This window comes from Mycolicibacterium sp. XJ2546, assembly GCF_053483195.1.
This window is the reverse complement of sequence record NZ_JBEFRW010000013.1, coordinates 15,844-28,612: the sequence shown is the minus strand read 5'-3', so window position 1 is coordinate 28,612 and position 12,769 is coordinate 15,844. Positions and strand designations below refer to the sequence as shown.

Sequence of the window (12,769 nt, the reverse complement as noted above, 5' to 3'; positions counted from 1 at the left end):
GCGCACCGACCTGCGCTTGCTGCTAGCCGGTTCTGGTTTTCGCGGAAGCCCGCCGCTCACGCTGGACGAGCGGCCCGCCGCTCACACTGGACGAGCGGCCCGCCGCTCAGGATCGAGCACGTCGACCCCGTCCTGCTGCCACGCCTCACGCATCGCGTCGGCGCCCTTGAGCCGCACCCAGGCCGCCTCCGTCGCGGTGATCGGCGTCGCCGACAACACCGTCACCGGCGGCAGCGGCGGCGTCAACGCGACGTCGTCGATGTCGCTGGTCGCCAACAGGAACGCGGTGAACGGGGAGCCTTCCCACAGCGGCGACTCCAGGTCGATGAGCGCGTCGGGCGCGAGCACCAAACCTTCGACTGCTGGGGCGGCAGCGACGATCGCGATGGACCGCACCAGCCCGCGGGGGGTGGTGCCGCGCAGCGCGACGCTGATCTCGGCTCGCGGGCCGTGCAGCGCGTCGGTGACCATCTCGGTCGGGTCGGCCATCGGATGTCGCGAACAGCCAACCGAGACATAGTGAAAGACGCCCTCCAGCCCGGGCCTGCCGTCGGGCCCGAAGCGCAGCACGTCGATGTTCTCCGTCCCCAGGAACGTGACGCTTGCCACGTCGGGTTCGGTGGCGATGCCGACGCGGGTGAAGTGCTCGCGCACGTGCTCGCGGACCCGCGCCAAGACGTCGATCACTCGGCTGGCGGCCCGGCCGCATCGTCGGCGTCGTCGGGAAGGCTGAGGTTCCGGCCCGAGTCGGGATCGAAGATCACCAACTTCGATGTGTCGACGGCAAGCTGGATGGTGTCGCCTTGTTTGGCGGTGGACTCGGTGGAAACTCTTGCCACAAACTCGTTTTCGCCGCTGCCGGACTCTGCCGCCAGCTCGGCGAGTTGGGCGGAGCGCGCGCCGGTGCCTTCGGCCTTGAAGTGCACGTACTTGTCGGCGCCCAACGACTCGACCAGTTCGACCGTCACGTCGAACGTGAACGCGCTGATGCGCGCGTAGCCGTCGAGCACCGCGGCATCCTCGAGGTGCTCGGGACGGATGCCGACAATCACTTCGGATGGGGTGTTGCGCCGCGTCAACCGGTCGTGGACTTCGGGGTTCATCGTGACTTCGCCAAACGGCAGCCGTACGCCCACATCGGTGATGCTGGCGGGCAGGAAGTTCATCGCCGGGGAACCGATGAAGCCCGCCACGAACAGGTTGGCCGGGAACTTGTAGAGCTCATCGGGTGTGCCGACTTGTTGGGCCACCCCGCCCAACAGCACCACCACGCGGTCCCCCAACGTCATGGCCTCGGTCTGATCGTGGGTGACGTAGACCGTCGTGGTGCCCAGCCGGTCCTGCAGACGCGCGATCTCCGAACGCATCTGGACTCGCAGCTTGGCGTCCAGGTTCGACAGCGGCTCGTCCATCAGAAACGCTTTGGGGTCGCGGACGATCGCGCGACCCATCGCGACGCGCTGGCGCTGACCACCCGACAGCTGCGCGGGTTTGCGGTCCAGAAACTCGGTGAGGTCGAGGATCTTGGCGGCTTCATCGACCTTGCGGGCGATGTCACCTTTTTTCATCTTCGCCAGGGTCAGCGGGAACGCGATGTTCTGCCGGACGGTCATGTGCGGGTACAGCGCATAGGACTGGAACACCATCGCGATGTCGCGGTCTTTGGGCGCCTTCTCGTTGACGCGGTCGCCGCCGATGCGCAACTCCCCCGACGTGATTTCCTCGAGGCCGGCGATCATGTTCAGGGTTGTGGACTTCCCGCAGCCGGACGGCCCGACCAGGATGATGAACTCGCCGTCGGCGATGGTCAGCGACAAGTCCTTGACGGCCGTCGCACCGCCTGGGTAACTCTTGGTCACCCGGTCCAACACGATTTCGGCCATCGAACTACCCCTTCACCGCACCGGATGTCAGACCGGCGACGATCCGTCGTTGGAAGATGAGAACAAACACAATGATCGGGATGGTAATGACCATCGCCCCGGCCGCGATCGAACCCGTCGGCTCCTCGAACTGCGAACTACCGGTGAAGTTTGCGATCGCGACGGGCGCGGTGATCGCGCGCTCTGTCGCCGTCAGCGACAACGCCAGCAGCAGGTCGTTCCACGCGAAGATGAACACCAGAATCGCCGCGGTGACGATGCCGGGGGCAGCCAACGGTGCGATCACCTTGCGGAACGCCTGCCACGGGGTGGCGCCGTCCATCTTCGCCGCCTTCTCCAGATCCCACGGGATCTCCCGGAAGAACGCCGACAGCGTGTAGATCGCCAGCGGTAACGCGAACGTGATGTACGGAATGATCAGCCCCGGCCAGGTGTCGAACAGCCCGATGTTGCGCCAGATGTTGAAAAGCGGTGTGACCAAAGAGATCTGGGGGAACATCGCGATCAGCAGCGCGACGCCGATGAGCAGCCGCTTACCGGGGAACGTCAACCGGGCCACCGCGTACGCGGCCATGCCGCCGATCGCGACCGCGATCAACGTGGTGATCAGACCGACGCCGATGGAGTTGATCAGCGCCGAGGAGAAAAAGTTGCCTTGAAAGATGCCCTTGTAGTTGTCGAACGTGATGCCATCGGGAATCAGCTTGCCGTCCTTGACGGTGGACGTCGGCTTCAACGACAGGCTCAGGATCCACAGCACCGGTAGCAGCGCATACACCACCACCAGCACGTTGACGACGGTCCAACCCGTTGCGCGCCGGGCGTTCACCCGCTCAGCCATCAGCGTCGCTCCTCGTCGGATCCCGGCGCCGACGCCCCGAAGATCTTGATGTAGATGAACGCGATAATCGCCACCGACAGGAAGATCAACACCGAAATCGCCGAACCCAGGCCGAGATTAAACGCCTTGAACAGGTTGTCGTAGCCGAGGATCGATACGGATCCGGTGTCGTTGGCACCGCCGGTCAAAATGTAGATGTTGTCGAAGATGCGGAACGCATCCAAGGTGCGGAACAGCAGTGCTACGAGGATGGCCGGTTTGATCAGCGGGATGGTCACCTTGACCAGACGTTTCCACGCGCCCGCACCGTCGACCTGCGCGGCGTTCAGCAGGTCCTGAGGCACCAGCGCCAGACCGGCCAGCAGCAGCAGCGCCATGAACGGCGTCGTCTTCCACACCTCGGCCAGCACGATGATCGCCAGCGACGGGATCTGTTGGGTCAGCGGCGCACTGCCCTCGGGCAGCAAGTTGGCCAGGTAACCGGTGCCCGGCGTCCACGCGTAGTACCAGCTGTAGGAGGCCGCGACCGTGACGATGCCGTAGGGCACCAGAATCGCGGTGCGCACCACGCCTTTTCCGAAGATCGTACGGTGCATCACCAGCGCGAGCGCCATGCCGAGGACGAACTCGATCGCGACTGACACCACCGTGATTGCCAGCGTCACCGCGAACGCTGTCCACCAGTAGCGGTCGGTGAGGACGGTGACGTAGTTCTCCAGGCCCACGAACGACGTGTCATCCGGGGTGGCGAGGTTGTAGCGCAGCAGGCTCAACCACACCGCGTAGCCGATCGGGTAGGCGGTGACGGCGAGCATCAGCACCACCGCGGGCGAGATCAGCCAGAACGCCAGCCGCCGCTCGGATTTGCGGTCGTCGGTGCCGGTGGCCGCGGCGGTGCGCGATGCGGTCGGTGCCGTCGCCGTCATGGAATCAGCCCCTTACCGTCGATGGCTTTCTGCACCTGCTCGGCAAGTTCGTCGGCCGTACGCTCCGGGTCGATGTCGGTGATCGGGGCTAGCGTGGCCGACATCCGCATCGACACCGACTGGTAGACCGGCGTCGCCGGTCGAACCGCGGCGTTGGTGAGTTGGTCGCGGATGATCTCGTACTGCGGATACTTGGCCTGGAACGTCGGATCGTCGTACAGCGACGCGCGCACCGCGGGCAGCCCCCCCTCCACCGAGGTGTAGCGCTGGTTCTCGATGTTGCGCAGGCAGCGGATCGCCTCGAACGCCTCCTTGCGATGCTGGGTCGTCTTGGCGACCGCGAGGTTCAGCCCGCCCAGCGTCACCTTGGCCGGTTCACCGGGTACGACACCGGGATAGTGCGCGAACCCGAATACATCCTTGCTGGCCGCGTAGGCGGCCTCGAACTGCTCGTCGGTCGGCGAGAAGGTGCCGACGTCGGTGATGGCGTCCTGCAGATCCGGGCGTTCGTCGAGCGGCAGGAAGCTCACACCGCCCTTGACGGCGTTTTCCAGCAGCGACGGCAGGACGTAGGGCCAGTTCACCTCCAGTGCGGCTTTGCCCTGTTCCAACGCCAGCCGCGCGGTGGTCTCATCGGTCTGGGTGATCGACGGATCGGCGCCCGGCGCGGTAGCAACGTCCTTCATAATCTGCAGCGCCTTGACGGTGGCGGCCCGATGTTCGGGGGTGTCAGTCAGCGTGACGGTCTCTCCGTCTTCGGAAAGCACCTGACCGCCAGCGCTTTCCAGCAACGTGTTGAACCACACCACCAGGCCTTCGTACTGCTTGCCCTGCACAGCGATCCAACTCGGCTTGCCCGCTGCGTGCAACCGCGTCGCCTCCGCGACCATGCCGTCCCAGGTCGTCGGCGGTTCGTCCATCAAATCGGCGCGGTACCAAAGCAACTGGGTGTTGGTGGTGATAGGCGCCGCGTAAAGCTGGCCCTCCCACTTGGCCGTCTCCAGCGGACCGGGCAGGGTGTTGGTGGTGGCGTCGGCCTCAGCCAGCCCGGACGGATCGTCGGAAAGCGGTAGCGCCCAACCGGCCTCGGCGAACTCGGCTGTCCACACCACGTCGAGCGCCATCACGTCGAGCGTCTTGTCGTTTCCGGTCAGCCGCCGAGCCAGCTGCAACCGCTGATCGTCAGCCCCCTTGGGCAAGCTCATCTGCCGGACGGTGAACCGGCCGCCGAACTGTTCGTTGCAACGCTCGGCGACCGCCGTGAAGGTCTGCGCTTCGTTAGCCGGCGTGTAGTAGTTGATGACGATTCCGTCGCTGTCAGAACCGCACGCCGCCACGGTTGACGCCGTCGTCAGCGCGGCCAACGCCGCAGCACCCACACGCACGTAGGGGACGCGCACCACCCGCCTCCAGTCCGCGTCGATGTCACCGCCACCTCGATGGTCCAATGCCGTCGCCGAAGCGACTCCGGCGGGAATCTCCGCGCGCAAACCGTATTGCGAGTTATGCGTGATTGCAACACCATGGGTGCGCGCGTCGCCCACCGTTACGCAATTGCGAACGTGCGCAAACTCGGCTAAGCAGACGGCGTGTCGCCCGCAAACACGCACGCTCGCGCCGAGGAGGGGATCAGATCGTCAAGCGCGCCAGCAGATCCCGGCCGTGTTCGGCGTTCTGCGGATCACACAGCACATCGTAGCGGCCCGCCACCAATTGCAGCGTCGAGCTGAAATCTCTTGTGCCGCGCGCCATCGCGTATGGGATCGCTGAGGTGATCAACCCGAAGAAGACACCGGCGATCAGACCGGTGGCCAGTGCACTCCACGGGTTGGGGCTGAAGAAGCCCAGGATCAGACCGATGAACAGACCCAGCCAGGCGCCCGTCAGCACGCCCCCGCCGAGCACCTTTGGCCATGTCAGTCGACCGGTGACACGTTCGACCTGCATCAGGTCCACGCCCACGATCGTCACCTGCTGCACCGGGAACTCTTGGTCAGACAGGTAGTCGACGGCTCGCTGCGCCTCGGCGTACGTCGGATACGACCCGATGGGCCAGCCTTTCGGTGGTGTGGGCAGGGGTGGCGGGGCACCACGTCCCACCCTCGGCGTTCCCGGCGTCGGGCCGGGGTTCGGTCCAGGTTGAAACGGGCTGGTCATCGGTTTTCAAACTCCTTAATCATGCGCCTGATCAGGTAATTCTCCTATCCTGGTCAACGCGTGAGCGGCCACAATCGTGCCAGGCATTTGCGCTAGGTTGAACAGCATGACAAATCCCGGCGAAGACTCAGGAGAAACCACGCCATCCGGTTCGTCCGAGCCGACGCCGGTCGAGCAGGCACCGCACCAGTCGACCGAAACGCCGTCGGAAGCGCAAGAGCAACCCGAATACCCCCCGCCGCCGGCCTTCAGCCCGCCGGATGAGCAGTACCCGGGTCCACCGGGCTACGACCCGTCGTCGGCCTACCCCTCCGGCTATCCACCGCCGGGCGGCTATCCCCCGCCACCGCAGTACCCCACGTACCCGCCGCCGCCTCCGCCGTACGGAGCGCCGCCGCCGCCCTACGGGGCGCCCCCACCTGGCTACGGGCCTCCGCCGGGCTACGGAGCGCAGGGATACGGGCCGGCCTACCCGGCGCCCGGATACGGCGCACCTGGCCAGAAGGTCAACGGGATGGCGATCGGCTCGCTGGTGGCCTCCGTCATCGGCGTCATCCCGTTCCTGTGCGGGATCGGGTCGATCATCGGCATCGTGCTCGGAGTCATCGCGCTCAACCAGATCAAGACCTCCGGTGAGGGCGGACGCGGGATGGCCATCGCCGGTATCGCGATCGGCGCCGTGACGTTCCTCATCAGCGTCGTCACGGGCATCGCGTTCTTGAGTGCTTGACCCTCGCCGTCAGGACGGCGGCTGAAACGGCGGCTCCCTGCGGACCATGCCCGCCGCGCGACCCTTACCCGCGATCACCAGCGCCATCTTCCGGCTGGCCTCGTCGATCATCTCGTCGCCGAGCATCGCTGCGCCTCTCGCGCCGCCCGCACGCGAGGTGTGCCATTCGTAGGCCTCCAGGATCAGCTCGGCGTGGTCGTAGTCCTTTTGACGGGGGCTGAAAATCTCGTTGCCCGCGGCGATCTGGTCGGGATGCAGCACCCATTTGCCGTCATATCCCAGCGCGGCCGACCGGCCCGCCACCCGGCGGAACCCGTCGACGTCGCGGATCTTCAAGAAGGGTCCGTCGATGGCCAGGATGCCGTTGGTGCGCGCAGCGATCAGGATCCGCATCAGCACGTGGTGATGGGCGTCGCCGACGTCGTATCCCTCGGGCTGCTCGCCGACCTCGAGGGTGCGCATGTTCAGGCTGGCCGCCATATCGGCCGGGCCGAGCACGAGCGCCTGCACTCGCGGGGCGGCGGCGATCGCGTCAATGTTCGTCAGCCCCTGCGCATTTTCGATCTGCGCCTCTATCCCGATGCGACCCACGGGCAGCCCGTGCGTCGTCTCCAGCTGGCTCAGCAACAAATCCAGCGCCTCGATATGCGAAACGTCAGTCACCTTGGGCAGCACGACAATGTCGAGCGCGGCACCGGCGCCCGCGACCACGTCGATGATGTCGGCGTGGGTCCACGGTGTGGTCCAGTCGTTGACCCGCACCCCGAGCAGTTGGCCGGACCAGCCGGGCTCGGCCAACGCGGCCGCGACCGCGGTGCGTGCGTCGGCCTTGGCCTCGGGCGCGACGGCGTCCTCCAGGTCGAGGAACACTTCGTCGGCGGGCAGTGACTTCGCCTTCTCGATCATCTTGGCGCTGCTGCCGGGAACGGAAAGCACTGTTCGGCGGGGTCGATACCGGTTTTCCACAACCACACTCTCTACCCTTTGACTCATGGCGGCGGTGAACAGGGTCTATGCGGCCCGACTCGCGGGGATGGTGGTACTGGGCCCCGACGGTGAGTCCATCGGCCGCGTCCGCGATGTGGTGGTCAGCATCAGCATCGTGCGCCAGCAACCGCGGGTACTCGGCCTTGTCATCGAACTGCTCACGCGCCGAAGGATTTTCGTTCCGATCCTGCGCGTGACCGCGATCGAGCCGGGTGCGGTGACGCTGTCGACCGGCAGCGTATCGCTGCGCCGGTTCGCCCAGCGCCCGGGCGAGGTGCTGGTACTCGGCCAGATCATCGAGACCCGGGTCCGCGTCGACGATCCCGAGCTGTCGCATTTGGCCGGAATCGACGTGATCGTCGTCGATCTGGGCATCGAACAGACCCGCACCCGCGACTGGGTGGTCACCAAGGTGGCCGTGCGCCCGCAGCGCCGGCTGGGCCGCCGCAGCAATGTGCACGTCGTGGACTGGCGTCGGGTGCAGGGTCTGACGCCGTCGGGTCTGGCAATGCCCGACCAGGGTGTGGCCCAGCTGCTCGACCTGTTCGAGGGCCAGCGCGCGGTCGAGGTCGCCGAGGCGATCCGCGAGCTGCCCGCCAAGCGGCGCTATGAGCTGATCAACGCCCTCGACGACGAACGCTTGGCGGACGTGCTGCAGGAACTGCCCGAGGACGACCAGACCGACGTCGTCAAACGGCTTCCGGCGGAGCGCTCCGCCCGGGTGCTGGAGGCGATGGACCCCGACGACGCCGCCGACCTGCTCGGCGCGATGAACCCGTCAGAAGCCGAACACTTCCTGCGTCGAATGGACCCCGAGGACTCCGAGGACGTGCGGCGGTTGCTGTCGCACTCCCCCAACACCGCGGGCGGGTTGATGACCTCCGAACCCGTCGTCCTCGCACCCGACACCACCGTCGCCGAGGCGCTGGCCCGGGTCCGCGACCCCGACCTGACCCCGGCGGCGGCGTCGCTGGTGTTCGTGACGCGCCCCCCGACGGCCACGCCGACCGGCCACTACCTGGGTTGCGTGCATCTGCAGCGGCTGCTGCGCGAGCCCCCGGCCGAACTAGTCAGCGGCATCGTCGACACCGACCTGCCCAACCTGGCGCCCGAGGACTCGCTATCGGCGGTGACGCGGTATTTCGCCGCATACAACCTGGTGTGCGGGGCCGTCGTCGACGCGGAGAACCACCTGCTCGGAGCGGTGTCGGTGGACGATCTCCTCGACCACCTGCTGCCTGAGGACTGGCGCGACACCGAGGAGCCCGAACTGTCCGGCGCCGAGGGGGCGACATGACCGAGCCCACGAGCCGCGGACGACTGGACACGCCGCTGACGTCACGCCGCTTCGGCTTCAACTACGACCCCGAGGCGGTCGGGCGGGTCAGCGAGTCGATCGCCCGGTTCCTGGGTACGGGCCGCTATCTGGCGTGGCAGACGATCCTCGTGGTCGTCTGGATAATCCTGAACTTGTTTGCTGTCAGCCTGCGCTGGGATCCGTATCCGTTCATCTTGCTCAACTTGGCGTTCTCGACGCAGGCCGCCTACGCCGCACCGTTGATCCTGCTGGCGCAGAACCGACAGGAAAACCGCGACCGCGTCTCGCTGGACGAAGACCGTCGTCGCGCCTTACAGACCAAGGCCGACACCGAGTACCTGGCCCGTGAGCTGGCCGCCCTTCGGCTGGCCGTCGGCGAGGTCGCCACCCGCGACTACCTGCGCCGCGAACTCGACGAACTGCGTGAGATGCTCGCGGCGATGCAGCAGTCGGCCACCACTGCCCACGACGACGACACCGGTCGTTGAAGGGCACCGAGCGGCGCGCCGCGACAGAAAGCTTGCATCGGCTAACGCCATTGCTGTAACAACTCCGTTATCGACTAGGTATGGTGACCTGGTTCACAAGCGATCGCAGAACAAGGACGGTTGAGTGCACATCAGAGGAGTCGCCGCCCTCAAAGCCGTGCGGCGCCAAGCAGGGCGCGTACTTCCCAAGTCGGGCCTGGGTGTGCATGACGCGATCTCTCCGCCGCGGGTACGGGCGGGGATGGCCATCGCCATCATCACCCCGGTCGTTCTCGCCGGCAGCGTCGGCGCGTCCGCCCAGTCCACGCGCACCCAGGTGCGCGACGCCGCGGTGACGCCGCTCGCCGCCGTCGCACCCGCACCGGACACCCGCAGCGGCGCGTCCGTCGTCGCGGTCACCAAAGCACCGTCCCCGTTCCACATCGCCTCGACCTCGGTGTCCTCTCCCCCGCCCGCCGCAGTGGTGAATTCACCTGGCGCACTCGGTATCCCGGGGATGGCGTTGTCGGCGTACCGCAACGCCGAGCGGATGATGGCCGTCGCGCAACCCGAGTGCGGCGTCAGCTGGAACCTGTTGGCCGGTATCGGCCGCATCGAGTCGATGCACGCCAACGGCGGCGCCACCGACGCCAGCGGCACGGCGGTCAGCCCGATCCTCGGTCCGGTATTGGACGGCACGCTGCCCGGTAACGAGGTCATCGTTCAGAGCCGCACCGCCGACCGCGTCACTTACGCCCGCGCCATGGGGCCGATGCAGTTCCTGCCGGGCACCTGGGCGCGCTATGCGTCCGACGGCGACGGCGACGGCAAGGCCGAGGTGCAAAACCTTTTCGACTCGACCCTGGCGGCCGCGCGTTACCTGTGCAGCGGTGGGATGAATCTGCGCGATCAGTCCCACGTGATGGCCTCGATCCTGCGCTACAACAACTCGGTGGCCTATGCCCGCAACGTGCTCGGCTGGGCCGCGGCCTACGCCACCGGTGTGGTCCCGATGGATCTGCCGCCGATCACCGGTTCGGTTCCCGCGCTCAGCGAGACCGGTATGGAGCACCTCGAAAGCCTCGAAAGCTACGAAGGGCTGGGCCCCGGGCTGCCGCTCAACGCGCTGGCCTTGCCCGAGAACGACCCGATGGCGTTGATGTCGCTGTTGCAGCGCGACAGCGTCGCCAACCAGATCACCAGCGTGCCCGGTTTCGCACCGGGCCAACAGCTCGGACCGCTGCCCGGCCCGGTGCCGCAGCTCACCCCGAAACCGCAGGCGCCGGCTCCGCCGCCGTGGACCCCGCCGTGGATGCAGCCGCAGCAACCCGAGTGCGCGGTGTTCTGCATCGAGGACAACGTGCCGCCGCCCCCGCTGCAGCCGGCGCTCGGCGCACCCGGGCCCGCCGTGGCGCAGCCGATGCTTCCGCCCGCACCGCCTCCGCTGGGGGCGCCGCCGGCGCCCATGCCTGCAGGCCCGGCAGCACCCGTCGCGCCGGGACCCGCGCCCGGGCCGGCCCCTGGCCCCGCTGGGCCCCCAATGCCGGGACCACCGCCCGGACCGGTGGGTTAACCACGAATTTCGGGTCGCGCCTAGACTCGGAGGCGATGTCCGGACCTGAGCTTGAAACTGCGGTTCGTGCCGCGCTGGCCAAGGTGATCGACCCCGAACTGCGGCGGCCGATCACCGAGCTCGGCATGATCAAGGACGTCACCGTCGAAGCCGACGGCGGCGTGCACGTCGAGGTGTATTTGACCACCTCCGCGTGTCCGAAGAAGACCGAGATCTCCGATGACGTGCGCCGGGTGGTCGCCGACGTGCCGGGCACCGGCGCGGTCAAGGTCAGCCTCGACGTGATGAACGACGAGCAACGCACCGAATTGCGCAAGCAGCTTCGCGGCGACTCGCGCGAACCGGTCATCCCGTTCGCCCAGCCGGACTCGCTGACCCGGGTCTACGCGGTCGCCTCCGGCAAGGGCGGTGTCGGCAAGTCGAGCGTCACGGTGAACATCGCGGCGGCCATGGCCGCGCGCGGGCTCTCGGTCGGCGTGCTCGACGCCGACATCTACGGCCACTCCGTGCCGCGGATGATGGGCACCACCGACCGTCCGACCCAGGTCGAGTCGATGATCCTGCCGCCGGTCGCCCACGACGTCCGGGTGATCTCGATCGCGATGTTCACTCAGGGCAACACCCCGGTGGTGTGGCGCGGGCCGATGCTGCACCGTGCGCTGCAGCAGTTCCTGGCCGACGTCTACTGGGGCGACCTGGATGTGCTGCTGCTCGACCTCCCGCCGGGCACCGGGGACGTCGCCATCTCAGTGGCCCAGCTGATTCCGGGCGCGGAGATCCTCGTCGTGACCACCCCGCAGTTGGCGGCCGCCGAAGTCGCCGAGCGCGCCGGAGCGATCGCGCTGCAGACGCGTCAACGCATCGTCGGCGTCGTGGAGAACATGGCCGGGCTCCTGCTGCCCGACGGCACCACCATGCAGATCTTCGGAGAGGGCGGCGGAAAGCAGGTCGCCGAGCGGCTGTCGCGATCCGTCGGCGCCGACGTCCCGCTGCTGGGTCAGGTGCCGCTCGACCCGGCGCTGGTGACCGCGGGCGACTCCGGTGTGCCGCTGGTGCTCTCGGCGCCGGACTCGGCCGCCGGTAAGGAGTTGCGCAGTATCGCCGAGGCGCTGTCGAGCCGTAAGCGCGGGCTGGCCGGCATGTCGCTGGGTCTGGATCCTGCTGGCAGGCAATAACGGTCGCGTGTCCGATGTCAAAGATCGCCACGGGTCGTCCAATGCGGCGTTACAGTGCTGTTCGTGGGTAAAGATCGGTTAGCCAGCGGGCGCCGCCGGTCGTTGGCGCTGGCCGCCTCGATCGTCGTGGCCGCAGGCCTGTTCTATGCCCAAACCGCCGAACATCCGCCCCAGACCCCGGCGGCCTCCGTTCCGCCCGGTGAGGTCGCCGAACCGCCCGCGCCACCACCCCCGCCGGTGGACACACCCACCGAGGCTGAGTTGATGGCGGCCAGCGCGCCGGTGGCCAGCGCCGCGGTCACCTTCGAGTTACCGCCCGGCGTCGCGCCCGAGGAAGGGTTGCAGGTCAACACCATTCGGGTGGCCAGGGCGCTGTCCGTGCTGTTCCCGGAGATCACCAGCATCGGCGGCTACCGGCAGGACCCGTTGAAGTGGCATCCCAACGGGCTGGCCATCGACGTGATGATCCCCAACCACGGCAGCGAAAAAGGTATCGAGCTCGGCAACCAGATCGCCGGGTTCGCGCTGGCGAACGCCAAACGCTGGGGCGTCATCCATGTGATCTGGCGGCAGGGGTTCTATCCCGGCGTCGGCGCCCCGAGTTGGACCGCCGACTACGGCAACGAGACCGCCAACCACTTCGACCACATCCACATCGCCACCAACGGCGGCGGATATCCGACCGGGGACGAGAGCTACTTCATCTGACGCG

13 protein-coding genes are annotated in these 12,769 nt (G+C 67.3%); 6 read left to right on the top strand and 7 right to left on the bottom strand.

The annotated features are described in order from the left end of the window. Positions 1-81: 81 nt before the first annotated feature. From ABQE44_RS19470 to ABQE44_RS19445, 6 genes are all read right to left on the bottom strand, one after another. Complete coding sequence (locus ABQE44_RS19470) at positions 82-687, bottom strand: suppressor of fused domain protein (RefSeq protein ID WP_448393445.1); 606 nt, start codon at positions 685-687, stop codon at positions 82-84. Beyond that, positions 684-1,883, bottom strand: a complete 1,200-nt coding sequence (locus tag ABQE44_RS19465) for an ABC transporter ATP-binding protein (RefSeq protein WP_448431420.1) — start codon at positions 1,881-1,883, stop codon at positions 684-686. Before ABQE44_RS19465 ends, ABQE44_RS19470 begins: the two co-directional genes overlap by 4 nt. Before the next feature lie 4 nt (positions 1,884-1,887). Beyond that, positions 1,888-2,712 carry a carbohydrate ABC transporter permease gene (locus tag ABQE44_RS19460; protein ID WP_448393579.1) on the bottom strand — a complete coding sequence of 275 codons (825 nt, stop codon included), beginning with the start codon at positions 2,710-2,712 and terminating at the stop codon, positions 1,888-1,890. 11 nt (positions 2,713-2,723) lie between these two features. Then, the gene (locus tag ABQE44_RS19455) at positions 2,724-3,650 is read right to left on the bottom strand and encodes a carbohydrate ABC transporter permease (protein WP_448431418.1); all 927 of its coding nucleotides are present in this window, start codon (positions 3,648-3,650) and stop codon (positions 2,724-2,726) included. After that, positions 3,647-5,050 (bottom strand): ABC transporter substrate-binding protein, encoded by a 1,404-nt coding sequence (locus ABQE44_RS19450; RefSeq protein WP_448393578.1) that lies wholly within the window; start codon positions 5,048-5,050, stop codon positions 3,647-3,649. Before ABQE44_RS19450 ends, ABQE44_RS19455 begins: the two co-directional genes overlap by 4 nt. A 229-nt stretch (positions 5,051-5,279) precedes the next feature. After that, positions 5,280-5,807, bottom strand: a complete 528-nt coding sequence (locus ABQE44_RS19445) for a YflT domain-containing protein (protein ID WP_448393442.1) — start codon at positions 5,805-5,807, stop codon at positions 5,280-5,282. 106 nt (positions 5,808-5,913) lie between these two features. Here ABQE44_RS19445 and ABQE44_RS19440 point away from each other — a divergent pair, with 106 nt between their 5' ends. Next, positions 5,914-6,537 (top strand): DUF4190 domain-containing protein, encoded by a 624-nt coding sequence (locus ABQE44_RS19440; RefSeq protein WP_448431416.1) that lies wholly within the window; start codon positions 5,914-5,916, stop codon positions 6,535-6,537. Positions 6,538-6,546: 9 nt separating this feature from the next. Here ABQE44_RS19440 and ABQE44_RS19435 read toward each other — a convergent pair whose 3' ends face one another. Then, positions 6,547-7,503, bottom strand: coding sequence for an HpcH/HpaI aldolase/citrate lyase family protein (locus ABQE44_RS19435; RefSeq protein ID WP_448393577.1), 957 nt, complete (start codon positions 7,501-7,503; stop codon positions 6,547-6,549). A gap of 25 nt (positions 7,504-7,528) precedes the next feature. Between ABQE44_RS19435 and ABQE44_RS19430 the strand changes: the two genes are divergently transcribed. The 5 genes from ABQE44_RS19430 to ABQE44_RS19410 all read left to right on the top strand — a co-directional run bounded on the left by ABQE44_RS19430 (position 7,529) and on the right by ABQE44_RS19410 (position 12,765). Further along, positions 7,529-8,821, top strand: a complete 1,293-nt coding sequence (locus ABQE44_RS19430; protein WP_448393440.1) for a magnesium transporter MgtE N-terminal domain-containing protein — start codon at positions 7,529-7,531, stop codon at positions 8,819-8,821. Next, the gene (locus tag ABQE44_RS19425) at positions 8,818-9,330 is read left to right on the top strand and encodes a DUF1003 domain-containing protein (RefSeq protein WP_448393439.1); all 513 of its coding nucleotides are present in this window, start codon (positions 8,818-8,820) and stop codon (positions 9,328-9,330) included. The genes ABQE44_RS19430 and ABQE44_RS19425 overlap by 4 nt, the downstream gene beginning before the upstream one ends. Positions 9,331-9,454: 124 nt before the next feature. Beyond that, on the top strand, positions 9,455-10,882 hold the full coding sequence (locus tag ABQE44_RS19420) for a lytic transglycosylase domain-containing protein (protein WP_448393438.1): 1,428 nt from the start codon (positions 9,455-9,457) through the stop codon (positions 10,880-10,882). A 35-nt stretch (positions 10,883-10,917) separates the two neighbouring features. Further along, positions 10,918-12,057: an Mrp/NBP35 family ATP-binding protein gene (locus ABQE44_RS19415; protein ID WP_448393437.1), complete on the top strand. Its 1,140-nt coding sequence runs from the start codon at positions 10,918-10,920 to the stop codon at positions 12,055-12,057. Positions 12,058-12,111: 54 nt separating this feature from the next. After that, complete coding sequence (locus tag ABQE44_RS19410) at positions 12,112-12,765, top strand: VldE C-terminal domain-containing protein (protein ID WP_448393436.1); 654 nt, start codon at positions 12,112-12,114, stop codon at positions 12,763-12,765. The last annotated feature ends 4 nt before the right edge of the window (positions 12,766-12,769 follow it).